General features: G+C 32.2%; 25 protein-coding genes. 18 read left to right on the plus strand and 7 right to left on the minus strand.

What is annotated here, in order from left to right:
• Positions 1-368 precede the first annotated feature (368 nt).
• Together GQR97_RS18170 and GQR97_RS18175 are read left to right on the plus strand one after the other, a co-directional pair.
• Positions 369-1,148, plus strand: coding sequence for a hypothetical protein (locus GQR97_RS18170; RefSeq protein ID WP_158850997.1), 780 nt, complete (start codon positions 369-371; stop codon positions 1,146-1,148).
• Positions 1,149-1,313: 165 nt separating this feature from the next.
• Positions 1,314-1,949, plus strand: a complete 636-nt coding sequence (locus GQR97_RS18175) for a hypothetical protein (protein ID WP_158850999.1) — start codon at positions 1,314-1,316, stop codon at positions 1,947-1,949.
• Positions 1,950-2,628: 679 nt separating this feature from the next.
• Here the strand turns inward: GQR97_RS18175 and GQR97_RS18180 are convergent.
• A complete protein-coding gene (locus GQR97_RS18180) occupies positions 2,629-3,600 on the minus strand; it encodes an IS110 family transposase (RefSeq protein WP_158848152.1) in 972 nt (323 codons plus the stop codon).
• A gap of 404 nt (positions 3,601-4,004) precedes the next feature.
• On the opposite strand from GQR97_RS18180, the gene GQR97_RS18185 reads away from it, so the two are divergent.
• The 3 genes from GQR97_RS18185 (at position 4,005) to GQR97_RS18195 (ending at position 5,695) form a co-directional block, all read left to right on the plus strand.
• Entirely contained in the window at positions 4,005-4,451 is a 447-nt protein-coding gene (locus tag GQR97_RS18185) for a hypothetical protein (RefSeq protein WP_158851002.1), read from the plus strand.
• A 166-nt stretch (positions 4,452-4,617) separates the two neighbouring features.
• Positions 4,618-5,097, plus strand: coding sequence for a hypothetical protein (locus GQR97_RS18190; protein ID WP_158851004.1), 480 nt, complete (start codon positions 4,618-4,620; stop codon positions 5,095-5,097).
• A 166-nt stretch (positions 5,098-5,263) separates the two neighbouring features.
• Positions 5,264-5,695 (plus strand): hypothetical protein, encoded by a 432-nt coding sequence (locus GQR97_RS18195; protein WP_158851006.1) that lies wholly within the window; start codon positions 5,264-5,266, stop codon positions 5,693-5,695.
• A 1,255-nt stretch (positions 5,696-6,950) separates the two neighbouring features.
• Here the strand turns inward: GQR97_RS18195 and GQR97_RS19915 are convergent.
• Entirely contained in the window at positions 6,951-7,835 is an 885-nt protein-coding gene (locus GQR97_RS19915) for a transposase (RefSeq protein WP_317164089.1), read from the minus strand.
• A gap of 8 nt (positions 7,836-7,843) precedes the next feature.
• A complete protein-coding gene (locus GQR97_RS19920) occupies positions 7,844-8,464 on the minus strand; it encodes a transposase (protein ID WP_317164090.1) in 621 nt (206 codons plus the stop codon).
• Positions 8,465-8,556: 92 nt separating this feature from the next.
• Here GQR97_RS19920 and GQR97_RS18205 point away from each other — a divergent pair, with 92 nt between their 5' ends.
• Positions 8,557-9,081, plus strand: coding sequence for a hypothetical protein (locus tag GQR97_RS18205; RefSeq protein ID WP_158851008.1), 525 nt, complete (start codon positions 8,557-8,559; stop codon positions 9,079-9,081).
• Positions 9,082-9,159: 78 nt separating this feature from the next.
• On the opposite strand, the gene GQR97_RS18210 is transcribed toward GQR97_RS18205, so the two are convergent.
• Complete coding sequence (locus GQR97_RS18210) at positions 9,160-10,737, minus strand: IS1182 family transposase (protein WP_233267568.1); 1,578 nt, start codon at positions 10,735-10,737, stop codon at positions 9,160-9,162.
• Between the two features lie 266 nt (positions 10,738-11,003).
• Here GQR97_RS18210 and GQR97_RS18215 point away from each other — a divergent pair, with 266 nt between their 5' ends.
• The 7 genes from GQR97_RS18215 (at position 11,004) to GQR97_RS18245 (ending at position 14,674) form a co-directional block, all read left to right on the plus strand.
• A complete protein-coding gene (locus tag GQR97_RS18215; RefSeq protein WP_158851010.1) occupies positions 11,004-11,438 on the plus strand; it encodes a helix-turn-helix domain-containing protein in 435 nt (144 codons plus the stop codon).
• Positions 11,408-12,256: an IS3 family transposase gene (locus GQR97_RS18220; RefSeq protein ID WP_233267658.1), complete on the plus strand. Its 849-nt coding sequence runs from the start codon at positions 11,408-11,410 to the stop codon at positions 12,254-12,256. The genes GQR97_RS18215 and GQR97_RS18220 overlap by 31 nt, the downstream gene beginning before the upstream one ends.
• Before the next feature lie 108 nt (positions 12,257-12,364).
• Complete coding sequence (locus GQR97_RS18225) at positions 12,365-12,781, plus strand: hypothetical protein (protein ID WP_158851012.1); 417 nt, start codon at positions 12,365-12,367, stop codon at positions 12,779-12,781.
• Positions 12,774-13,415, plus strand: coding sequence for a hypothetical protein (locus tag GQR97_RS18230; protein WP_158851014.1), 642 nt, complete (start codon positions 12,774-12,776; stop codon positions 13,413-13,415). The genes GQR97_RS18225 and GQR97_RS18230 overlap by 8 nt, the downstream gene beginning before the upstream one ends.
• Before the next feature lie 244 nt (positions 13,416-13,659).
• Positions 13,660-14,016 carry a helix-turn-helix domain-containing protein gene (locus tag GQR97_RS18235; protein ID WP_199269884.1) on the plus strand — a complete coding sequence of 119 codons (357 nt, stop codon included), beginning with the start codon at positions 13,660-13,662 and terminating at the stop codon, positions 14,014-14,016.
• 113 nt (positions 14,017-14,129) lie between these two features.
• A complete protein-coding gene (locus GQR97_RS18240) occupies positions 14,130-14,498 on the plus strand; it encodes a hypothetical protein (RefSeq protein ID WP_158851016.1) in 369 nt (122 codons plus the stop codon).
• Positions 14,495-14,674 (plus strand): DDE-type integrase/transposase/recombinase, encoded by a 180-nt coding sequence (locus GQR97_RS18245; protein ID WP_158851018.1) that lies wholly within the window; start codon positions 14,495-14,497, stop codon positions 14,672-14,674. The genes GQR97_RS18240 and GQR97_RS18245 overlap by 4 nt, the downstream gene beginning before the upstream one ends.
• A 452-nt stretch (positions 14,675-15,126) precedes the next feature.
• Here GQR97_RS18245 and nhaD read toward each other — a convergent pair whose 3' ends face one another.
• Complete coding sequence (gene nhaD / locus GQR97_RS18250) at positions 15,127-16,434, minus strand: sodium:proton antiporter NhaD (RefSeq protein WP_158851020.1); 1,308 nt, start codon at positions 16,432-16,434, stop codon at positions 15,127-15,129.
• A 535-nt stretch (positions 16,435-16,969) separates the two neighbouring features.
• Between nhaD and GQR97_RS18255 the strand changes: the two genes are divergently transcribed.
• Complete coding sequence (locus tag GQR97_RS18255) at positions 16,970-17,491, plus strand: integrase core domain-containing protein (RefSeq protein ID WP_158851022.1); 522 nt, start codon at positions 16,970-16,972, stop codon at positions 17,489-17,491.
• Positions 17,492-17,598: 107 nt separating this feature from the next.
• Here the strand turns inward: GQR97_RS18255 and GQR97_RS18260 are convergent, their stop codons facing one another.
• Complete coding sequence (locus tag GQR97_RS18260; protein WP_158851024.1) at positions 17,599-18,294, minus strand: LrgB family protein; 696 nt, start codon at positions 18,292-18,294, stop codon at positions 17,599-17,601.
• Positions 18,291-18,656 (minus strand): CidA/LrgA family protein, encoded by a 366-nt coding sequence (locus tag GQR97_RS18265; RefSeq protein ID WP_158851026.1) that lies wholly within the window; start codon positions 18,654-18,656, stop codon positions 18,291-18,293. The genes GQR97_RS18260 and GQR97_RS18265 overlap by 4 nt, the downstream gene beginning before the upstream one ends.
• Positions 18,657-19,864: 1,208 nt before the next feature.
• On the opposite strand from GQR97_RS18265, the gene GQR97_RS18270 reads away from it, so the two are divergent.
• The 4 genes from GQR97_RS18270 to GQR97_RS18285 all read left to right on the plus strand — a co-directional run bounded on the left by GQR97_RS18270 (position 19,865) and on the right by GQR97_RS18285 (position 24,731).
• Positions 19,865-21,448 (plus strand): glycoside hydrolase family 30 protein, encoded by a 1,584-nt coding sequence (locus GQR97_RS18270; protein ID WP_158851028.1) that lies wholly within the window; start codon positions 19,865-19,867, stop codon positions 21,446-21,448.
• A gap of 45 nt (positions 21,449-21,493) precedes the next feature.
• Positions 21,494-22,291 (plus strand): SH3 domain-containing protein, encoded by a 798-nt coding sequence (locus GQR97_RS18275; RefSeq protein WP_158851030.1) that lies wholly within the window; start codon positions 21,494-21,496, stop codon positions 22,289-22,291.
• 273 nt (positions 22,292-22,564) lie between these two features.
• The gene (locus tag GQR97_RS18280; protein ID WP_158851031.1) at positions 22,565-23,413 is read left to right on the plus strand and encodes an SDR family oxidoreductase; all 849 of its coding nucleotides are present in this window, start codon (positions 22,565-22,567) and stop codon (positions 23,411-23,413) included.
• A gap of 7 nt (positions 23,414-23,420) precedes the next feature.
• Positions 23,421-24,731: a family 43 glycosylhydrolase gene (locus GQR97_RS18285; protein WP_158851032.1), complete on the plus strand. Its 1,311-nt coding sequence runs from the start codon at positions 23,421-23,423 to the stop codon at positions 24,729-24,731.
• Positions 24,732-24,737 lie beyond the last annotated feature (6 nt).

The raw sequence follows: 24,737 nt of genomic DNA on the forward strand, positions 1-24,737 counted from the left end.
AAATGTTTTTTTGAAAGGACGATCTACGCGAGTTTCAACGACTTAAAATCGAGGTCTAAAAGCCTCATAGAACTGTACGAAATCTGTGTAGAAAAGAGAGGGGATTTTCAATGTTGACGAAGTCTAAAGCTTCTGCGTGTATATTAACCTTACTCCTCTCTTTTGTGCTTTCTTATTTTTAGGCCTTAATTTAGTGTTTTTATTAAAATGCTAACTTAAGACGTGTATAATTAATTGCTAGTTTTAGCTCACTTGGGAAATTCCTTCGGAATATTCTCAGGTTCGTGGGTTTTTGTTAACTTAGTTGCTCAACCACGCAACTAACCATACACATCAACGTTGTGCGTAAGCTAAACAGACGAACACCAATGAAAATTTTTGAATATAAAGACCCAACTGTAGAAAACGGAAAATATGTGATTTTCGAAATGGGAAACGCTGAAAACATAAATCCGATTGAATTCTACAGAGACGCATATATTCAAAAGCAAATTGCAATGTATTGGGCAATTTCACCTGATTTAAAGAAAGAGTTTGCAAAGAGAAATTTGGAATTAAGCAAAACTGAACTTGACAAGCTATTTAAAAAACGTTCAATATCTGACTGGGAAGAATTCTATGCCGAAAAATCAAAAACTAAAATCAGTTCAAATTACCTAAGCCTTTTAAAAACGAGCAAAAAAGCTGAACAACAAAAATTATTGAAAGAGCAAAAGATTTCTACCTATGAATTGTTTGCATTAATAATGCACGCATATAAAGAATTTGGATTAAAATTTAGTCAATATATTTTCAATCATACGCAGAAAGGAATTGACCCAACTGAATTGACTGATTTCACACATTTGAAAGAAGATGGTACGATTGTAACAAGTCGAGAAACAGAACTATCTGATGGACAACTAAAACAGGCAATTGAACATAGAGTTGTAATGATTGCAAAATTTATTGGAGATGATAAAAACTGGCATTGTTTTTTTACGAATTACAAAAGTTTAAAAGGAAAAGAAAAAGCATATAAAAACGGAAAAGCTCATTTCCATTATATTTCGGACAAATGGGGACTTTCTAAAGAAGAAGTTATTAACGAATTGAGTAAAAGAAAATACAAACTTCCGTCAATGCCACATTTGGATATTTCGGAATAAAAAAAGCCTACGCACAACACAGTATATAATTTATTGCTGTGGTTCTCGATTACTTGGAAAATTCCTCCGGAATTTTCTCTGGCAAGTATTTGTTTATTAAATTAGTTGCTTAATCAACGCAACAAACCATATACATCAACGTTGTAGTGCATTTGAGAAAAACTAATGAATACGAAAAAAATCAGAGGACATAAACGGATATGGAATGACATTGAGAAATGGAAAAATGCCAATCTGAAACTTGATTTAGAGAACCTAAAACAAAACGAAAGAGACTATGCGAAAATTTGGATTCACCCTTTTAGCGGAATATCATTAACGAATAGCCAAATTCCTGAACCCAAAACAGAGACAAAAAAAAGAATTTTAAACGGACTTTTTGATATTTATGAAAGCTGGAAAAACCAACTTGATGAGCTGAATGAACCTTACTATCTGAAAATATGGCTTTTTGAACCGAGGATTTCGAAATCGCAGGTTGTGTGTGCTATCGGAAACTCAATTGATTTTTATAAAAACACTTTTAAAGTTTCTGCAAACCCAAAAAAAATTAAGGCTGACTTTACTTCGATTATGAGAAAGCGGATTGAAAATTATACTTGGGAAAACCGGCTTGACCAAGAATTTATGTACAGTAGTGATTTAGGCAAAATTGAGGACTACGAAACTGAAAAGGAATATCTTGAGGATAAGAAGTGGTTTAATAATAGATTAAAGAAAAAACATAGTGAGAAAACAATGAAAGATGGAACGAAATGTTACTCTTTTGAAGTCGGACAAGTTTGGTTGGGTGAAAAGTAAAAACGCACTACAACACTATATATAGCAAATAGGGCGATTAGTGCTTAATCCAAAGGTTATGGTCTATTTGCAAAGTCACCAAATCTTTTGATTTGGTATTAAATGAGAAAAATTAAAACAAAATAAAAAGATTTGGCTTGTGGCTTAACCGAAAGTTATTTTTTACTTTCTGCCCCACTTGCCATATATTTAACGTTAGCAGCAAGCAGTCACTTTTTGCTAACAGCTTTCTTAATCCAAGAGTTCTTTATTTTTCGAGTCGATAAAATTCTTAATTGAATAATCTGACTAGATAAGTATTACAGAATAGCAACGCTGGATCAACTACTCAGATGGATAAGTTAAATTGACAAGTAAAACGGAACCAAAACGTTGGATTAATTACTCAGATGAATAAGCAGAACTGATAAGAATTACGGAAAAATAACGCTGGATTATAGAAACCATTAAAACTAGAATTTACGAGATCCATTGAGTAAACCATCAACTCACTCTACTCTAATTTAATTTTAAAAATCTTACGGCTGATCTGAACGCAAAAAAACCAATCTGAACGTAGTTGGACACCAAAAACGGCATTATACGCTACAATCAATGATAGAGTTGCTTAATTGAACTCTATGGAATTTAAAAGCCGGCTGCTAACAAAGTACTGTGGTAAAAAACAAGTAAAAATGTATTAATTTTTCACTAAAGTACTTTTATAGTTTCCATCATATATTAATCCTGATTTAGCTAGTGCAAAAGCCTGTTTTAGTAGCTTATTACACACGGCAATTAATGCTAATTTTTTGCTCTTTCCTTTCGCTACGATTCGCTCATAAAGATCGCGGCAAGCTTTGTTGTATTTACACGCATTAAAACTGCACATAAATAATAAATTCCGAAGCTTTTGATTCCCCATTTTACTTATTCGTGGCCTCCCTTTTACACTACTTCCACTTTGCCGGATCATAGGTGTAAGGCCAGCGTAACTACAAAGTTCACTTGCGCTCGTAAAACGATCAAATCCACCTGTTAATACCACTAACATAATGGCTGTTTTTGGTCCTATACCTGGAATGGTTTTTAAACGGGTAAATAAATCTTGATGTGATTGTTTTACTAATATTAACAGCTTATCCTCCAAAGTTTTCATCTCTTTTGTTAGTTGTCTTAAACTACGTTTTAAAGACGTTACAACAAGCTTACTTGGATTTCCCAAAACCGCTTCTCCATGTAGTTTGTTTTTTAGCATAGTGCTTTGTTTTGTATATACAGAAAGGGTTCTAACGATTTGAAGACATTCTATTTCTTCCTTAGAATTTCCTTTCCATAGCTTTAATTCTACTTGCTCTGAGTAAGCACAAATAAGTTTTGAATCGCTCTTATCTGTCTTAACTTTTGATAGTCCCATCTGTATAAAGCGTTTTACTGACAATGGATTTTCAACCGATACTTTGATACCAGATTCTAGCAAATGATACGCTAACTGATAATGATAATAGCCTGTGGCTTCCATAACGCAATGACTCTTATTATTTAAAAGTTTCGTGAACTTTTTAAAGCCAAGTTCATTGTTTTTAAACTGATAGTAATTACCATCAGAGTCCGTGACATCGAACACCAAATGACTAATGTCTATTCCAAAATATTTAATATCTTTATTCATAAGAAAATGTTTTTTTGAAAGGACGATCTACGCGAGTTTCAACGACTTAAAATCGAGGTCTAAAAGCCTCATAGAACTGTACGAAATCTGTGTAGAAAAGAGAGGGGATTTTCAATGTTGACGAAGTCTAAAGCTTCTGCGTGTATATTAACCTTACTCCTCTCTTTTGTGCTTTCTTATTTTTAGGCCTTAATTTAGTGTTTTTATTAAAATGCTAACTTAAGCCGTGTATAATTAATGGCTTATTTTAAGCCTACTTACGAACATTCCTGCGGAATATTCTATCTGTGATTTATTTGTTAACTTAGTTCCTTAAATCACGCAACTAACCATACACAATCACGTTGTGGTGCATTTACCACTCAAACTTCTGAATTGAATAAATGAAAAAATTAATATTTCAATTGACCATACCTTTGACTTTAATTTCATTCGGAATTATAACAAAATGGTCGTACGGAATTGTAATTGACGGAACAGATGAGTTTTTATATGGATTTCCTCTGATTTATAAATGTGACGGATTTCATACTTCTTTATCAACCCAATATTTTCTGACCGAAATGATAGTTAATTTGTTCACTTATTTTGCGTTTTGGTTAATTATAACATTAATTCTAAACCGAATTTGGAACATCAATATTCCGAAACGTATTTCGAAAATATTTTGGATTGGATATTCAGTTTTATTTTTAGGATTTATCTATTTGTCAAATGACTTGGATGACCGATATTCAACAAAACGTGATTTTGAAGTTAAAATATTTGACAGCGGAATTTCAATTTTCGGAATCCACGATACCGACAGAGAAAAATATCAAACTGAAATAAAAAATTGGAATGAAAAATAAAAACGACACCACAACACCGTATAAAAATAATTGCGGTTTAGTGCCAAAACAAAGGCAATTGCGCGTTTGCCTGCATCTGATTTTCCTTCGGAAAATCCTCGCATACAAACCCGCAACTATCCTTATACATCAACGTTGTGCATAATATCGACAAACAGATCGCTGAATGAAAAAAACTATAATCTTAATCACAATATTTCTTCTAATCGGACTTAAAATCAATGCGCAAGAATTGACTTGTTCGGATTTTAAAATCGGAACTTTCTACATTCCAACGAGTGATGAAATGAAAAAATATAAAATTACTTCAAATGACAGTATAAGTGAAATGACAGCCGAAAGAGACCTAAATGTTAATCGTTATGTTGTTATCCGAGAAAAAAACTCTCAAACCGAATGGAAAAACGGAATCGGAAACGGAAACCCAACTTATGAAATTCTTGAATGGATTGATGATTGTACTTATCGATTAACTTACGACTCTTCCAAAGGAGAAATGGACGAAATGACTAAATGGGTAAACGAAAATAACGGAATTGTTGTTTCTAAAATTAAAATTGAAGGAAAATGTTTATTTTACGATGCAACAATGACAACGAATGAAGGACAAAAAATTTCACAAGAAGGAGTTATTTGCGTAGAATAAATACTATGCACAACACCGTATAAAAATAATTGCTAGTGCTTAATCAAAAGTCGTTGCGTGTTTGTAACGTCTGATTTTCCTTCGGAAAATCCTCGCATACAAACCCGCAACTATTCTTATACATAAACGTTGTGCGTCATTATGAAAAAACTACTTCAAACAATATTTGGAACCAAAAAAAGAAGCAATTAAGGAGAATCATAAAGTTGAAAAAAGAGATGATTCACCAATTCCTGAACGCTTTTCAAAATGGATAAATAAAATTGAATCGACAAATTTACCAACCGACAAAATAATTGCTTTTAACTTTGGACTTTTCGAATCGAGCGAATCATATATGATTTATTTAATTGGTTCTGAAAAATATGACACGGAAGATGAAGATTGGGCTTGTGATGTTCAATATGAACCAAAAGACAAATATTTTGACTTATACCACGCTGACTTAAATAATGCGGAATGGGAATTTGTTTTGGACTTCTCAATCAAACTTATTAAAGACTTTATGAAAACGGAAGATTATAAAAATTGCTTTTTGAGCAAATCAGAATATATTACAACTGGATTTGACGATGGAAATTTGACAAGATTAAAATAACGAACGCACAACACCGTATAAAAAAAATTGCTAGTTTTAGCTCAACCAAAGTTAGTTGCTCGTTTGCTTGCATCTGATTTTCCTTCGGAAAATCCTCGCACACAAACACCCAACTTTCCTTATACATCAACGTTGCCATTCATTGCGTAACGCACTCGAAAAGGGAAAGCTGAATTTAGAAAAAGCTAATTTTTGACAAATAAAACGTTGAATAAAAAACTGAATTGAATAACTTTACGAAAATCTAACTAAAACAAATTGAATATGAATTACATAAAAACTGGATTAATAATTTCGACAATTATTATTTTCCTTTCGATGATATTTTTACAATATGACGTTCTGGGAATAAACACAGTTAAAGATGTTTTTATAATTCCTGCATTTATTATTAATGCTTCATTAATTTTTAAAATTTTCAGGAATAAAAAGCAAACGGCTGAATAAAAGACTCTGTATAATCACTCAAACGCTGAATGAATTTTGAGTAGAATTTAGCTAGTTTCGGAATTGAAAATATTGCGGAATAAAACGCTGAATGAATTTACTCAATCGCTGAAAAGTGGAAAACGGAGTTTAATCGGATAATTTGAACTCTGAAAAACAACGAAATGGCAACACCGTATAAAAATAATTGCGGTTTAGTGCTTAATCAAAGGTCGTTGCGTGTTTGTAACGTCTGATTTTCCTTCGGAAAATCTTCGCATACAAACCCGCAACTATTCTTATACATAAACGTTAGCGCACATTGCTCACTCAGCTCAAAAAATAATAAACCTTCTCAAAGTATTTTAAAAATAATTCCTAAAACTTACTCAATTGATTTTTGACAAATCAAAACGCAACTGTTACCTAAGTCTAATTTTACTCTCGAAAACTAAAATTAAATAAAAAATTAAACCGACTTCTGACAAAATAATACGCAAAGTTTACGCGCAAATGACTTAACTCTTGCGTTTAAAAAATTCTGACTCTTGCCAAACAATACGCAACTGTTGCTTCGGACTTTTCTTTGTTCCTTAAAAAGCATATTTAAATACTCTTGTGAGAAAAACATAACAACGTGCGCTAACATTGTATAAAAATAATGCGTAATTTAGTGCCTAATCAAGACTAAATGCGTGTTTGCATGCATCTGATTTTCCTTCGGAAAATCCTCGCACTCAAACTACGCACTATTCTTATACGTAAACGTCAGTCTGTCTAATAACTTACTGCAATTTTAAATATTTCTACTAAAATACAGTTTTTAGTATTAGTTGTGTTCAACGATTTGATTTTTTAAATTTTGTTCGTAGAGCACTTTTATATCTCTTAGAATAGCTTCTATAAACCTAATACAGGCCTTGTGAGCATGAGAAATAGACGTGTTGGTTTTTCTAATGATATTCCAAATTCTTGTTAAGTTATATGCAATAAACATCAACCCTACATCAGCACTAGCACGTTGCATCGTTTTCTTAGTGATGATATGATCAAAACTCCACTGGCGTTTTATTGTTCCGTATGGATGTTCAACAATGGCTTGTCGTTTTTTATAAGCATCAGGGTTTTGTAATACGTTTTGTGCGTTGGCTTCAATATATCGATGGAATTCACTGCGCTGTACTACCTTTCCATTAACCTTAGAAGTTGTACATAAAGCTCTTACTGGGCAGTTTTTACATGTGTTTGTTTTATATTGTTTGAAGCGATAATTACGCGCTTTATAGGTGCTTCCATTACTTTTAAGTATGTTTCCTTGTGGACAGGTATAGGTGTCGTTTTCTTTACTATATTTAAAGTGTTCTGAGTTATATTTTGGGTCTGGAGCTTGAGAGGCTCTTCCTATTCCAGGTATAGCAACAAGTGTTTTAATCCCTAGATTATTTGCCGTTTTAAATTCACTCCCTGTATGATATCCTTTATCATAAAGGGCGGTAAAGGTGTTTGTTTCTAAAATAGTTTTGGCGCGCTGTAACATCTGTCCCATGGCCTTGGAATCATTCTTATTGGTGATCAAGTAATCAAACGGAATATTGTGATCTGCATCTACAGTAGATTGTACACAGTAAGCAACTTCAGTAATATTGTTACGTACAATTAAATGCTTGCTATCTGGGTCAGAGGTAGATATTTGAGGTTCTCCAGAGGCTTTCAATTGCGCATTTAATTTTTCATATTCATTTCTGCGACCTTGATGTTTATCAATATCCTTGTTGATTTGCTCTTTCTCATTTTCACTATCACTCTGTTCAAGGCTTTATTGTACTGCTCTAGTTTGTTGTCAATATAATCTAAGTGACGCTGTATTTTCTTCTGATTGAAATTGTTCTTTTTGCTATTCTGAGCTCTAAACTTAGTACTATCACCCGCTATAAGTGTAGCACCTATAAGTCCAAAATTACGTGCAATTTGTACGGTAGCAAAAAACACTTTTTTAATAGCCTTTGCATTATCTTTTCTAAAATTGCTGATGGTGTTGTGGTCTGGATCTAGCGATTCTAGCAGCCACATCACTTCAATGTTTCGTCTGCATTCTTTTTCTAATTGTCGGGAAGAACGAATACGGTTCATGTAACCGTAAATGTAAAGTTTGAGTAAAACAGATGGGTTATAGGCGGGCGGACCGTTTTCTATGAAGTCTGAACGGAATCCGAGTTCTGCTAGGTTAAGTGAATCTACAAATTGATCTATAGACCTTACGCTGTTCTGAGATTCTATTGAATCTTCGAGAGAAACAGGAAAAAGGCAGGTCTGTTTTCGGTCTTTTCCAAGGATAAATTTCATAACTAAAAGATACAAAAATGAGCTGAAAAGTTACTTCCTAATTGATTCTAAAAATATAAATAGTTATTAGACAGTCTGACGTTACCACCAATTTGAAAAAACTTGGAGCATTCATATTAATCGTATTTATTTCAATAACATTATCAGTTGTTTATGGAGTTGCACACGATTTTATTACGTCAAAAATATCGCCTGAATTTTACACTAAACTGACATTTTTCAATTTTGGAATTTTAGACGATTATGAAAGAGAATTTAACGGAAATTGGACTTTTTCGCTTGTTTGGGTTGGATTTTTCTCTACTTGGTGGTTTGGACTTTTAACCGGAATTGTTCTCGGAATATTCGGACTGAAATATAGTGACGGACAAATAATGCTGAATAAATCGCTGAAATCTTTACTCATCGTAATCGGAATTGCAATTCTGTTCGGTTTTGTCGGATTTGGAATTGCGGAATTATTTCCATCGGAAATTATTACGAATTATGACTTCCCATTTGAAATTGAACATAAAACGGAATTTAATAAAGTGGCAAAAATCCATAATTTCTCATATTTCGGAGGAATTGTTGGACTGATAATCGGAACGTTGAATCAAATAAAAAACTGGTGGTAACACCGGTAATCGTTGCACAAGCCCATAATAAATAGTATAACTATAAATAAAAACCGTCTTTAGAGGCGTTTTCTGTTTTTATACACTTAAAAATTCTGGTGTTTTAAAAAGTCTTAAAAGCGCGTTTATAACTTTATAAGAGGTGGTTTTGGAACTAAAATATAGCGCAAGTACTCCTGCTCCACTTTTAGTACGTTTTTCTATAAATTTCATGTATTTTTTAAGGTTATAGGCTATGGCAGAGAGTTGCATGCATTTGTTGGCCTGCTTGATACCAATAGTATTCACCTTTCTTAAGCCCATAAATTGGGTAAGTGTGCCAAACACGGGTTCTACGGTGCTTTGCCGTTTTCCTTTCATATAGCGCCCTTGATTACTTTCTGCTCGGGCTATATTACGCTCATATTCTGGTCGATAATAAGTGACGGTAAACTTCTTTTCCTGTGCTGATTTCCCTAGGCATGATGTGCGTATTGGGCAGTCTATACAAAGTTGTTTTGAGCCGCGATATTCCTTCTTTTTTGTCTGATTCTTTTTTTCTATAAACACTTTCTTAAACGGTATGATTTTGCCTTGAGCACAGATGTAATAATCTTGCTTTTCGTAATAAGTAAATCCGTCAGGACCTCCTTTATATGTGCCATGAGCAGGTATAAAACTTTTTAAACCTATAGCTTCTAAAAACGCATAATTTTCTCCGCTACTATAACCCGTGTCAGCAACACAATTTTCCCATACAAGTTCCGATTTCCAAAGCCGTTGTTTTACACGCCTAACTATATCAGGAAGATGCTGACTGTCTTTTCCATCGCCATGGTACGCTTTTATATCACTTATAACATGGTTTGCTGTATCTACTGTAAGCTGACTTAGGTAATTAAGTTTTCTTGCTTTCCCTGGTTTTACACTAATGCGAGCATCAGGATCGGTTGGACTATAATGCGTTTTATTACTGGTATACCGACTACCTTTTGAGCCTGCTCCTGGACGGGCATCTTGATCTTTTGCCCATTTAGTGTTACGGCTTTTTATGGCTTGTAATTCCTTTTTAGATGCAGACAAAGTTTGTTGTTCTTTAGCTGCCCTGTTTTCTTTAGATTGCCTTAAAGGCTTGTGCTTATCTCGATTGCTAATGTTACGTATTTGGCCAAGGTGATGTTCTAAATCTTCTTCTGGAACTTTCAGTTCTAATGTATCCATAGAAGCATTAGCCTTTACAGGTGCTGAATCTATTGTTTGGGTATGGCCTGCGACCATACCTACTGATACACATAATTCAAATATCTTTGTAAAAACAGATTCAAAAATCTCTTCTGGAAATAATTGACGTGTACGGCTAATGGTAGAATGCCACGGTAACTCTTCGTCGATATCATAGCCTAAAAAGTATAAGATATCCAAACGCATACTACAATGTGAAATTAGTTTACGATCGCTAGTTATATTTTCTAAATACCCTACCAAACAAAGCTTAAAAAACACGATGGGATCAATGCTTTTTTGTCCACTTGAACCATAGAAGTTTTGAGTGGTTTTGTAAAGAAAACTAAGGTCTATAGTTGTCTGAAGACGACGGTAGAAATTGTCTTCCGGTACGCGGTCGCTAAGTCTAAATTGATTGAATAGCTTTTCTTGATAAGTCTTTTTTCCCTGCATATATAAAGGTAAGAAATTAGACTTTTTTACACAATCAAATCGTAGCATTTTTCTTATATTGTGCAACAGGCACACCGCATAAAAATAATTGCGGTTTAGTGCTTAATCAAAAGGTCGTTGCGTGTTTGTAACGTCTGATTTTCCTTCGGAAAATCCTCGCATACAAACCCGCAACTATTCTTATACATAAACGTTAGCAAACATTTGAAAATTGAATTTTCCTAAAATAGGTTGACTAAAAATTAAACCATTAATTATAGTCACTTATGAAAACAAAAAATGAACACTGGCGAAAAAAAAGCTACCAAAAAGCAACTTTAGAAACCAAACTTTTAGTCGTTGACCAAATCCTTAGCGGACAATTATCCAATAACCAAGCTTCAAAAAAATACGATGTCCCTCGAACAACCATTACCTATTGGTTAAGAAAATATAGTACCTTAGTACAACAAAATACGGGTATGAGTAAAAACGATGAAATTAAAAAGTTAAAGGAAAAGATTGAAGAACTGGAGTTCCAAAAAGACTTCCAACAAGACATTATTGCTGATATGGAACTCATTACAGGCGTCGATATGTCAAAAAAGTCATTGCCCAAAACATTAGCAAAAGAGATAGAGCAAAAGAAAAAACAGCGTATAAAAGAAAATGGCTCTATGGATGTTTTGGGATTTCTAAACAAGCCTTCTACAAAAGACTAAAAACGCAACAGAAAAAAGAAATAGATCATCAAAAAATGATCAAATTGGTCAAAGACTATCGTAAAAAAGTAGGCTCTAAAACTGGTGGTATTAAGCTACATAAAGAACTAAAACAGGACTTTATAAACGCTGATATTAAAATTGGTAGAGACAAGTTCTATCGCTTCCTCAGACTAAATAATCTTTTGATTCCCAAAACTAAAAATCACATCACAACTACAAACTCAAACCATATGTACAAAAAATATAAAAACCTGGTAAAAGACCATGTCCCTACTCGTCCTGAACAACTTTGGGTCAGCGATATCACTTATATTAAAACACAATACGGTCATAATTATTTAGCCATTGTTACAGATGCTTATTCTAAGCAGATTATGGGCTATAAACTCGACAACCATATGAGAACATCACTTTGTACAGATGCGCTCGCTATGGCTATTAAAAATAGAAAATATCCCGATCTAAAGCTTATTCATCATTCTGATAGAGGGTTTCAATACTGCAACCCCAAATACACACAGTTTGCTGAAAATAATGGAATTACAATGAGTATGACTGAACAATACGATCCTTACGAAAATGCTGTTGCAGAACGCATTAATAGAACTCTTAAATATGAATATGGATTAAAACAAACCGTTAAAAACACTGAATTAGCACAAAAAATGACACAACAAGCAGTCTATATTTATAACAATTTGAGAACACATTTTAGCTTGGATCTCAGAAAACCTGCTGAAGTACATCTGAATCCAAACATCAAATACAAATCCTATCGAAAAAATAATGTAAATTTACCTGAACTTACGATTTAAGAACAGACCTAGTTCAAACTATTTTTTTGCCTTCTAAACGGCTATAAAAAATCTTTTGAACGTTAAAATATTAACTAAAAAGAGTCAACCTATTTCAGTATAATACATTTGTCAATTCTTGAAATAGCCACTAATTTTTTGCATGAGGGCATTCATGCAGAAATATATAGATATGTCCATGAAAATGGCGGAAATGTAGACCCTAATGATAGAATTAATTTGTATAATTCATACATAGCAGCAAAAGTAGAATCTGGAAGCCTTGCAAATACAGGCGAGGCCCAACATCAACACATGGCAGATAGATATGTTTATCCAATAGCAAGAGCCATAAGAGAGATAGATAACAAAAGGTTTAGTCTGGAGTACTATTTACCTTTTGGCTGGATAGGGTTAAGCGCCTACGGGAAAGATGGTTACTATAATGAAAACATAGATTATGTTTTTTTCGATTTAAATGATATGGGGGCTAAAATAAAACAAATTGCAAATACTTCAAACGCAGAAAATGGTTGTAATGAATAAAACATATAGAACTTTAATTGGCTTATTAGCGTTAATAACTTTTATTGGTTGTAACAATAAAAAAACGCTGCCAGTAACCAATAAGAGCACTAATACTAGCGAAATAATTAGTAAAGTTATAGATAGTGTGGCGGTACGTCTATCCCCTAGAGATTTATCGCCAATTAATACTAAAGGTAGATTTACAGTTAAAGATTCCATTAGAGTCCATGAAAAACTAATAGACTACATTAATGAATTCAGAACCATAGCAATAGACACAAGCTTAGCATTAAACATACCCGATTTTGAGTTGATTGAAGATATGTTTTCAGGTTTTACAAAAGTTTATGACAATAGTAGAAGCATACATATTGATATAGATAAAATAAAACTAAAAAGAGTAACTAACACTTTTTATTTTGATTCCATAGTATATTTAAACCCTTCTGACCATATTGGAAAATATAGAGATTATAAAAACATTGATTACAGGTTTAATTTTTCAAAAATTGTATATAATGACAAAAAAGATAAAGCTGCTATTCGATGTCAGTATCGATTTGAAGATAGATCACCTAATATGTCATTATTTTATTTAGAAAAAACAAACAACATTTGGGAAATAAAAAAATCATATCATTTTATTTTTTAAATCTAAAACACATTTAAATTATCCTAGCACAAATTAAATACAAACCACAACACGTTATATAAAAAATAGCAGTTAAGAGCTAAACCAAAAATTTGGTTCTTTTCTGCTATCTTTATATTTTAATTAAAAATAGGCACATATAAATCTGCTACTTTTCATATAACCAAACGTTGTAAAACATTTGACCCAATGAATTTTCCTGAAATAGGTTGACTAAAAATTAAACCATTAATTATAGTCACTTATGAAAACAAAAAATGAACACTGGCGAAAAAAAAGCTACCAAAAAGCAACTTTAGAGACCAAACTTTTAGTCGTTGACCAAATCCTTAGCGGACAATTATCCAATAACCAAGCTTCAAAAAAATACGATGTCCCTCGAACAACCATTACCTATTGGTTAAGAAAATACAGTACCTTAGTACAACAAAATACGGGTATGAGTAAAAACGATGAAATTAAAAAGTTAAAGGAAAAAATTGAAGAACTGGAGTTCCAAAAAGACTTCCAACAAGATATTATTGCTGATATGGAACTCATTACAGGCGTCGATATGTCAAAAAAGTCATTGCCCAAAACATTAGCAAAAGAGATAGAGTAAAAGAAAAAAAAGCGTACAAAAGAAAATGGCTCTATGAATATTTTGGGATTTCTAAACAAGCCTTCTACAAAAGACTAAAAACGCAACAGAAAAAAGAAATAGATCATCAAAAAATGATCAAATTGGTCAAGGACTACCGTAATAAAGTAGGCTCTAAAACTGATGGTATTAAGCTACATAAAGAACTAAAACAGGACTTTATAAACGCTGATATTAAAATTGGTAGAGACAAGTTCTATCGCTTCCTCAGACTAAATAATCTTTTGATTCCCAAAACTAAAAATTACATCACAACTACAAACTCAAACCATATGTACAAAAAATATAAAAACCTGGTAAAAGACCATGTCCCTACTCGTCCTGAACAACTTTGGGTCAGCGATATCACTTATATTAAAACACAATACGGTCATAATTATTTAGCCATTGTTACAGATGCTTATTCTAAGCAGATTATGGATATAAACTCGATAACCATATGAGAACATCACTTTGTACGGATGCCATCGCTATGGCCATTAAAAATAGGAAATACCCTGATAAAAAGCTTATCCATCATTCGGATAGAGGATTTCAATACTGCGATCCGAAATACACAACATTCGCTGAAAACAACAACATTACAATGAGTATGACAGAACAGTACAACCCTTATTAAAACGCTGTTGCTAAAATAATTAACAGAGCTCTTAAATACGAATACGGATTAAAACAAACCATCAAAAACATAGAGCTTGTTCAAAAAATGACCGATCAAGCTGTATATATTTATAATAACCTAAGAGCAAATTTTAGTTTGGGACTAAGAAAACCAGCTGATGTGCATTTATATCCTAACATCAAATACAAATCCTATCGAAAAAATAATGTAAATTTACCTGAACTTAAGATTTAAGAACAGAACTAGTTCAAACTATTTTTTTGCCTTCTAAACGGCTAAAAAAAATCTTTTTAACGGTAGAAATAATCAAAAAAAAGGTCAACCTATATCAGTATAATACATAATGAAATTGATGCTTTTTTATTGACTACTGTTTTTAATGTAGAGCTGTAAAAAAAATTAAAGATTATGTTTTTGGATTTAATCACAAAATGAAAATTTAGCTATAATTAATTCAATACCATATAGGTTAAAATGCCACATAAATAGCCTAAAAGCGCCACTAATGAAACTTTTTTCAGATACCATACAAAATTCATTTTAAATATTCCCATAATAGCTACTCCTGCTGCAGATCCTATAATTAAAATACTACCTCCTGTACCAGCACAAAATGCTAGCAACTCCCAAAAAGCACTATCTACAGGGTAAGTTTCCATAGAATACATGCCCATTGCTCCTGCAACCATTGGTACATTATCTATAACTGAAGATAGTAGTCCAATTAATGTATTAACGACATATATACTTTTAAAATTAGCATCCAATAAGCCTGCAAGTTGTGTTAAATATCCTCCTGTTTGTAATGCTGCAACAGCCATTAAAATTCCTAAAAAGAACAAAATACTTGGAGTATCTATACGTTGAATGACACCAGAAATAGATAATGCTTTTTTACTTTCATCATTTTTTTTCTTATGAAGAATTTCGGTTAAAATCCAAATAACACTTAACCCGAACAAAACCCCCATAAAAGGTGGTAAGTGTGTCCATGTTTTAAAAACAGGAACAAAAATTAAAACAAAGACTCCTGTAAAAAACACTAAATATTTTTCAAAACGGCTAGCCTTATTTAATTGATTACCAGTCGATTCCGAACCTGAAATCGTAATTTCAACATCTCCATTTAGCCTATAACTAAAAATAGCTAACGGAATAGCAACTGCCACTAAACTAGGAATAAATATCTCTGTAATAATATTAGATGCGGTAATCTGACCTCCAATCCAAAGCATAATGGTTGTTACGTCTCCAATAGGCGACCAAGCTCCACCAGCATTTGCAGCAATAATCACCATAGATGCAAAAAGCCATAAATCTTTTTTATCCTTTATCATTTTTCTTAAAACAGCTGCCATTACAATAGATGTTGTTAAATTATCTAGCAAAGCAGAAAGAAAAAAAGTGATTAATGTTAGCGCTATAAGTAAACTACTTTTCTTTTTTATCTTAATTCTATCGGTTATAATACTAAAACCTTCATGGGCATCCATTATTTCTACAATGGTCATTGCTCCTATTAGAAAAAATAAAATTTCTGCTATTTCACCAATATGGGTTAACAATTCTTCGGAAATAAAACTATAAGAATCTACAAGGTTTAAACTAGGGAAAATAGTCTGAGTCCCCAAAATTAATAAAGTCCAACATAATACCCCTAGAAGTAAAGCTGAAGCCGTTTTATTAATTTTAATACTGTGTTCTAAAGCTATACCTAAATAACCTATGACAAAAACTACAATAATTGCTAAATACATATTTAATACTTTTTATTAAAAAAATCTATTCAATATCTTTTACCCATTGTTGCTAACACTCAACTCTAAATGGTATTCCAAAATATAAATTAACGCTTAAAAAAGCCTTTAAAACTACTTCAGGACTTTTAATTCTAACATTTAGAAAACAAAAACTAATATTCTTATTTCTAAAAATGTTTTTGTAATTAAAATTACTTGTATTAGATTTTTAGCCCTTTGGGCAATAAGCAATTACCCTATTTAAGTTTTGGTAATCTATTTTTTCATTCTTGAAGTAGTGCCATAGTAGCTATCGTTTTTCTATAAATAAATATACGATATTCTTATCATATTTAGATGTGAAAAAATATTAAAACCAACAAGTTAGAAATCAATTAATAATTAAATAGAACTAAAAGAAATTTTAGAGCACTTAAATGTGCTATAAAAAGAGAAAGTGATAAATTTTATTAAATACAGTTTTTAAAATCTATCTTTAAAATTGTAAAAACAGTATAAAACAACCCTTAGAAGTTCCTGCAACACTCAATGAATGCTGGAGAGTACTGCGCTTACTAGTGTTAGAAAGGTGCGTGTGTTTAACGTTATTGATGACTGTAATCGAGAAGCACTTGCGATTAACGCAGGTCTTTCTTATCCAGCGAGAACTGTCGTTGAAACGCTAGAATATTTAAAAGAAGAAATAGGAACTCCTAAGTATGTGAGGTGTGATAATGGTCCAGAGTTTATCTCTAAGACCTTTATGAACTGGTGTATAAAGAATTTTATTGAAATTAAATACACACAACCTGGTAAACCTATGCAGAACAGATATGTAGAACGGTTTAATCGCTTCTTTAAAGAAGATATATTAGATGCCTATTATTTTAATGATATTTACCAGCTCCAAAAAATTAGCGATAACTGTAGAGAGGACTATAATTTTAATCATCCACATAAATCATTAGGGAACATATCTCCTAAAGAATATATGCCCAGATTTGATGAAGAATTTAAATTCTTCATCAAATCTGAACTTAATAATAATTATTTGTCGAATTTTAAGGTGTCCTAAAAAAGGGAAGCCTACACTTGTTCGTAAAAAAACAAGACGAAGGCCTTATAAAAAAAGACGTGGAACCGGAAGTTAAATAATCATAAAATTAGCTGATTTTGTCCACATTATATAAGCCCAAGCATAGCCAAAATAATAGGAGTAAATATAGCTGTAAATAAACCATTTAAAATAAGTCCCATACTCGAGTACGCACCAAACCTCTGACTAATAGCCATGGCTTGAGCCGTTCCAAGACCGTGACCTGCTGTACCCATTGAAAGACTTCTTGACATTGGGTTCTTCACCTTAAAGATTTGCAAGATTTTAAAACCTGCAACAGAACCAAAGATGCCTACCATAACAACCATCGAAGCTGTAAGTGATGGAATACCTCCTATTGAAGATGAAATATCTATTGCAAGTGGTGTAGTTACAGACTTGGGTGCTATTGAAATTATAACTTCATTTGAAGCACCTAACCATTTAGCTATTAATACTCCCGTAATGATCCCAACTATAGACCCCACTAATTGCGAAATAACAATTGGAATAACTTGTTTTTTTATTTTACTTAATTGAAGATATAATGGCACACCTAATGCCACAATGGAAGGTTTTAGAAAAAATTCTATATATTTTCCCGCATCATGATACGTTTCATAAGAGATACCTGCAAATTTTAAAATAGATATTACAGCTATTATAGTTATCAATATTGGGTTTAGAAGAACTGAGTTTGTTTTATTTTGAAGAGACTTAGTTAACCAATAAATACCCACGGTTATAGTTAATAACATATAAGGCTCTGAAATAAGTTTCATTTGTTATCTTTTTTTAGTTTCTTAGATCTTATTTTTCTCAACAATTGGTGTGTAAAACTTGTGCTTAATAACACTAAAACTGTACTACCCAAAATTGCCGCTAATATTGGCACTAATTCTTTTGAAATTAAATCAAAATAACACATAATAGCTACTCCTGGTGGGATAAAAAAGAATACCATGTTGTCTAAAAGAAAATCAGTAATACTTTGTATCCATTCAAGTTTAATTATTTTAAATTGAAGTCCAGCTGTTAACAACAACATACCTATAATACTTGAGGGTATTTTTATACCAGTGAAATAGACTATAATCTCACCAAAAGCAAGACATAGGAGTATTATGAATAATTGTCTAATCATAATTATTTTTTTCTATTGCAAAAGTAATGTTCCCTAAAACATATAACTAATAATGATTGTTAAACAAACATATTTTTTTTTAAAAAAAACTCACAAAAAAGACATCTCTAAGCAACTTAAAATATATTAAAAGCAAGATAGATAATCTGAAATTCAATTTTAAGCAATATAGCTTTTCCAAAAAGAGAGATAAAACTATAATTAATGAACAATATTCACCTTATCTTTTAGGCTATAAAACAGATAATGGGCCTATGCTATAAGAGCAAAAAAAATGAGAATGTCTCGTATAAAAAAAACTAAAAAAGTTACAACAAAAAGATTATATGCGCACTGCCTGTGCTCCGTGGTTTCTAAGTTGCAAACCTAAAAGCGCTTATTAAAACATTGCGGAACGCACTCAGAACTTAAAAATCGGAATTTACAAAAACTGTATTCTAACAAGTAAACTATGAATGAATTACGCTGAATTTTCACTCAAACGTGAAATAGAATGCAGAACTATTTTTTTAGCTTGTTTGCGGAATTAAATAAAGAAACATAAATAAATGGACGCTGAATTGAAAAAAATAATTTAGTAATAAAATTAAACAAATTATAAAATCGAGTTTCTTTGGTGGACTAATATTTGCTAGTATAATGGCAATAGATTATTATCGCGGTCAAGAATTTGATATATGGAAATTTCTAAAGAATATTTTAATTTCTGGAATAGTTACAGGGTTATAAAATACTTCAATTGGAGTATCCTGATTATACTTCTCTTTATTTCCTAAAGCCTCTATATTTAACTAATTTACCATTAACTGACACAAAAAAATCTGGATCTTAAAAAATAATTGCTTTTGTAAGTTCATAACTTAAATATTTAATTGCTAACTACTCTTTTAAATGATTTTCGGTTAGCTCGTTTTTAGAATAGTAAAACTATGCTTCTTAGCTTCTAGAGCCTATAAACATTATATTAACTACTAGTTTTGAATCTATAAAACTCGCCTTTGAATTAATTATCTATTATTTAATTAATCAGAAAACACAAACTACTAAAAATCAACGAAATGATAGAGCCGTAGCCTACTTACTAAAACCCTTGCAGATTTTTTCTATTCAGTTTTTATTTGCTAAATTAGATGCTTATCCATATACAAACACGTAGCAAATTAACTACCTGAAATAGAATGATTTCAATAATTTTAAATTAACAATTAATGCTTAGATTACCGAAACCGAATATTGCTCTTGTACAAATTCTAACTATATTAAGTTTAATTTACTCCTGCTCTACTAAAAATAAAGATTATAAAGTTGATGTATACCAAACTTCACAATCTGGAGATAATCTCAAATTAATTACAAAAAACCAAACGATACAAACAGTTGGAGAAATCAAAAAAGTTAGTTTACAGATTAATCCCGACCTAAAATTTCAAGAGTATGTTGGATTTGGAGCTTCTTTTACCGAATCCTCCGCATGGAACTTGGCGACCATTCCAAAAGCACTTCGTAAAAAAGTATTAACACGTCTTTTCAGTCCAACAGAAGGTGCTGGTTTTTCCCTTACACGTACACACATTAATAGCAGTGATTATTCAAATAGCCACTACACTTATGTTGATTCTGGAGATACGAGTCTTTCTTCTTTCAGTATAAACGAAGACATGAAAGGTTTTACTGGTGAAGAAAATAATCAAGTAAGAGGTATTGAGTTGATAGAACCAAATTATGACATTATCCCAATGATACTTGAAGCAAAAAGTATTCAAGGAGCCAATTTTAATATAATTGCCTCTCCTTGGAGCCCACCTTCGTGGATGAAATCTGGAGAAACCTCAGAAATGACAAACGGTACTTTACTACCTCAATACTATGGAGTTTGGGCAAAATATCTTTCAAAGTACGTAAGCGCTTATGCAGAGCAAGGCATAAACCTATGGGGAATTACCCCACAAAACGAACCGCTACATGCACATAATGCACGTTGGGATAGTAATGGATTTACTGCTGAGCAAGGCCGCGACTTTTTACGGGATTACTTAGGCCCTCAACTTGTTAAAGATGGCCATCTGAATCTTAACGATTTAGATGCTGGATTACGAGTATTAATATATGACCATAATAAGTCTACAATGAACGATTATGCTAGAGCTATTTATAGCGACGTTGAGGCTGCTAAATATGCATGGGGTACTGGGTTTCACTGGTACGCTAACTCCGAACTTGAAGAAAATAATTGGTATAAGAAAGAATTAGATACTTTGAGAACTTCTTGGCCAAACAAAGGAATGATTCATACTGAATCGAGCATTGACATTGACGCTAACGATCCGTTAGGTCAATACTGGAGGGAAAGTACTGACTATGCTGGTACTTTTGTACCGTTCAACACCTACGCTTACGATATAATCACAGATCTTAATCACGGAGTTCAAGGTTACATTGAATGGTGTATGATTCTAAGTAATAAAGGGCAACCAAATCCTTACGACAACTTTAATAGTGCTCCCGTATTGATTAATCCAGTTACCGACGAGGTGATTTACACACCTCTCTATTACTTATTAAGCCATTTTAGTAAGTTTATAAAACCTGGAGCACACAGGATAGAATTAATTGGAGAAGAGCTTGAAGGGCTTGCATATACGGCAGCAATAAACACCGATGGATCCATTGCGGTAGTTGTCTTTAATAGAACCACAACACCCCTAGAACTGCAGCTAACTTTAACATCCAAAACTTACAAAATAGAAATTGCACCAAGGGCGCTTCAAACAATTAATTTTCGAAACAATTAATTCGATTAAAAGAACCTTACATCAAATTTAGCCGAACAACTAAAAATGAACAAATTAATAATATTAGTCCTTTTAATTACAAAATTTTCTTTTAGTCAAGAAACAAAATATCATGACCCAAATCTTGATTTAAAAAACGGAGAAAACTATTATTTATTTGGAAATGATGTTAAATTCAGACAACTTCCAGACTCATCCTCTGAAGTCATTGATTTACTTAAAATTGGAACAGAGATCCAAATACTTGAAAAAACTGACTATAAACTAAATTATAACGGTATTGAATCCTCTTTTTATAAAGTTAGATACAAAGACAAGGTTGGTTACATTCTTGGAGGATTAATTTCATTAGAAAAAAAGAAATTTAAAAACTCAACATATTTTTTTGTTTATAAAAAAGTAGAAGATAATTACTTAATAATTATTCGCCGTTTAAATGAAAAAACTGAAGTAAACGAAAGTAGTTCTAAATTAATTACTTCTCAGTTTTCAATAGATCTTTACGATAATAAAGGAATTGATAACCTGGAAAATATTTTGTTTATCAATTATTTAGGCGAGGCTTGCGGAATTGATGGTGGCGGAATCTTCTTCTTTCAGACTAAAACAGAATTAAAAAAAGTTTTTGAAATATCACAAATATCCGATGCTGGAATTTATTGGTTCGAAGAAAATTTAATTTTTCCAACAGATAAAAAAGGAGTAAAAGGGAAAGTAGTTTATCAAAAAGAAATAGGAAATTATGAAGATGAAGAAACAAATTGGATAGAAATTAAAAAAACAAGTAGAGAATTAGAATGGAAAAATGGAAGTTTTATTCCAAACTTAAAACCTGAAAAATAAAAACGATTTATTGCTTAATCAAAAGGAGACTTTATGTTTGCGGCATCTAGTTTTTCTGCGAAAAATCATCGAATACAAACACTCAGCTATTCTTACAAATAAACGATGTAAGTAATAAGGAAAAACTACTTACAACATTATATTAACAAATAGAGCAATTAGTGTTTAATAGAAAATTATTGTCTATTTACAAAGTCGCTAAATCGAAAAAAACCACTTATTTTCTGCCCTAATTTCCATATATTTAATGTTAAACAAAATTAAAACCAGTATATGAAAATTGCAGTTACAGCAGCAAGTGGACAGTTGGGTACTTCCATTGTAAATAAACTAAAAAGCACCATTGGTAAAGAGAACTTAATTGGGGTTGTAAGAACACCTGAAAAAGCTTCTCATTTGGGAATTGAAGTTAGAAAAGGAGATTATAATAGCCGAGAGGATTTTAATAAAGCTTTAAATGGAATAGATTCAGTTCTGTTGATTTCAGGAATGGACAATCCCGAAAATAGAATCCAGCAACATAGAAATGTAATTGAAGCTGCCAAGCAAAATGGTGTAAAGAAAATAGTTTACACAAGCATTATTGGCCACGAAGAAAAAACGGCTTTTAGCCCAATCGTAAAAAGCAATCGTCAGACTGAAAAAGATGTGCGAGAATCGGGGTTAAATTGGGTAATTGGAAGAAATGGAATTTACATTGAACCCGACCTTGAGTATATAGATATTTACGTGAAAGAAGGTGAGATTAGAAACTGTGCAGGCGATGGAAAATGTGGTTATACCAGCAGAGAAGAATTAGGTCTTGCTTATACAAAAATGTTATTGAACGACACACACAACGGGCAGACATATAATTTAGTAGGCGCTCCAATTACGCAGACCGAATTAACAGAATTTATCAATCAAGTATTTAATACAAAACTAACGTATAACTCAGTATCGGTAGAAGCTTACGAGAGGGAAAGAAAGGCCGCATTAGGCGATTTCATGGGAACCGTTATTGCCGGTATTTACAATGGAATTAAAATTGGTGTAAATGATGTTCCTTCTGATTTTGAAAAAGCCTCAGGAAGACCTCATAAATCTACCTTAGAAATAATAAAAGCTTTTAAAGACAAATAATATCTACATGGTGAAAAGAATAAAATTCATAACTCTATTACTATGCATTATCTGTTTCCAAATAAGTTTTGCACAAAACCCTATCATCGGAAATATTGGAATTTCCGATCCTCATATAAGGGTGTTCAATGATACTATTTTTTTATTTAGTGGTCATGATTCAGATCCGCACGACAAAACATGGATTATGAAAGATTGGAGAATCTTTTCAACAACCGATTTAATAAATTGGTCTTTAAGGGAAACGATTAGTCCAAAAGACAATTACATGGATGATAATAGCGGCGATTGCTGGGCAGGCGATGCTGAAAGTAGGAATGGTAAATACTATTTCTATTTTTCGGACCAAAAGAGAGGGATTGGTGTTATGGTCTCCGATTCTCCTTCTGGATTATATAAAGATCCTCTTGGGAAACCACTTGTTTCTCCAATGCACGATCCAACAATTTTAATTGATCATGATAAAGAAAAAACACCATATATCATCTATGGTGATAAAGAAGGTGGCGGCTATCAAATTGCAAAATTGAATAATGATATGATTTCTTTAGCTGAATTCCCCAAACCCATAATAATTAAGGGGGAAGAATGGGTAAATGCCCCCGCTTGGATGGACAAAAATTATATTTTCAATTATAAAAACACATATTACTTAAGCTGGGGTAAAAATTATGCTACTTCTAACAACGTTTATGGACCATACAACTATACTGGATCTGTTGGAAATGGATATAATTTAGGAGAATTTGCACATGGAAGCTTTTTTTGGTGGAAAGGTCAATTTTACCATATCTGGTGTTATTACCAAAAGCCAGGATACAAGTATAGAGAAACAATAATTACCTATTGCCATTTTGACGATCAAGGAAAAATTGTAACAGATACAAAATTTTTAGACGAGCATTTCAAAAATGGTGTTGGGCAATACAATGCATCTTGGAGTAAAATTGAGTCTGAATGGTATTATGAAATTTCTGGAGAAATACAAAAACGAGGAAATCAAGACAAAGGTTTTGTTTTATCTAATATAAAAGATGGAGATTGGATTAGGTATGCAAATATAACTTCTAATCAAGTATATAATAAATTTATTGCTAAAGCATCAATTGAAGGTGGCGTGGGGTATTTAGAAATTCGTACAGATAGTACATCTGGTAATCTAATAGGAAAAATTAAATTACCCTTATCAAATGATAATTCTTTGCAAGACGTATCTTGTGATATTGAAGGATTTATTGGTAAGAGGGATCTTTTTCTAATATTTAATGGGTCTAAAGAGAGTAACATGCAATTAGACTGGTTTAAATTTGAAAAATAAAATTAT

Source organism: Algibacter sp. L1A34 (assembly GCF_009796805.1).
Taxonomy (GTDB): domain Bacteria; phylum Bacteroidota; class Bacteroidia; order Flavobacteriales; family Flavobacteriaceae; genus Algibacter.

Coding starts and splice junctions, on each gene's coding strand:
- GQR97_RS19920 (WP_317164090.1), bottom strand. CDS start 8,464: ATGAAATTTATCCTTGGAAAAGACCGAAAACAGACCTGCCTTTTTCCT.
- GQR97_RS18280 (WP_158851031.1), top strand. CDS start 22,565: ATGAAAATTGCAGTTACAGCAGCAAGTGGACAGTTGGGTACTTCCATT.
- GQR97_RS18245 (WP_158851018.1), top strand. CDS start 14,495: ATGAGAACATCACTTTGTACGGATGCCATCGCTATGGCCATTAAAAAT.
- GQR97_RS18190 (WP_158851004.1), top strand. CDS start 4,618: ATGAAAAAAACTATAATCTTAATCACAATATTTCTTCTAATCGGACTT.
- GQR97_RS18175 (WP_158850999.1), top strand. CDS start 1,314: ATGAATACGAAAAAAATCAGAGGACATAAACGGATATGGAATGACATT.
- GQR97_RS18170 (WP_158850997.1), top strand. CDS start 369: ATGAAAATTTTTGAATATAAAGACCCAACTGTAGAAAACGGAAAATAT.
- GQR97_RS18270 (WP_158851028.1), top strand. CDS start 19,865: ATGCTTAGATTACCGAAACCGAATATTGCTCTTGTACAAATTCTAACT.
- GQR97_RS18260 (WP_158851024.1), bottom strand. CDS start 18,294: ATGAAACTTATTTCAGAGCCTTATATGTTATTAACTATAACCGTGGGT.
- GQR97_RS18215 (WP_158851010.1), top strand. CDS start 11,004: ATGAAAACAAAAAATGAACACTGGCGAAAAAAAAGCTACCAAAAAGCA.
- GQR97_RS18255 (WP_158851022.1), top strand. CDS start 16,970: ATGCTGGAGAGTACTGCGCTTACTAGTGTTAGAAAGGTGCGTGTGTTT.
- nhaD (WP_158851020.1), bottom strand. CDS start 16,434: ATGTATTTAGCAATTATTGTAGTTTTTGTCATAGGTTATTTAGGTATA.
- GQR97_RS18240 (WP_158851016.1), top strand. CDS start 14,130: ATGATCAAATTGGTCAAGGACTACCGTAATAAAGTAGGCTCTAAAACT.
- GQR97_RS18275 (WP_158851030.1), top strand. CDS start 21,494: ATGAACAAATTAATAATATTAGTCCTTTTAATTACAAAATTTTCTTTT.
- GQR97_RS18235 (WP_199269884.1), top strand. CDS start 13,660: ATGAAAACAAAAAATGAACACTGGCGAAAAAAAAGCTACCAAAAAGCA.
- GQR97_RS18230 (WP_158851014.1), top strand. CDS start 12,774: ATGAATAAAACATATAGAACTTTAATTGGCTTATTAGCGTTAATAACT.
- GQR97_RS18210 (WP_233267568.1), bottom strand. CDS start 10,737: ATGCAGGGAAAAAAGACTTATCAAGAAAAGCTATTCAATCAATTTAGA.
- GQR97_RS18285 (WP_158851032.1), top strand. CDS start 23,421: ATGGTGAAAAGAATAAAATTCATAACTCTATTACTATGCATTATCTGT.
- GQR97_RS18265 (WP_158851026.1), bottom strand. CDS start 18,656: ATGATTAGACAATTATTCATAATACTCCTATGTCTTGCTTTTGGTGAG.
- GQR97_RS18180 (WP_158848152.1), bottom strand. CDS start 3,600: ATGAATAAAGATATTAAATATTTTGGAATAGACATTAGTCATTTGGTG.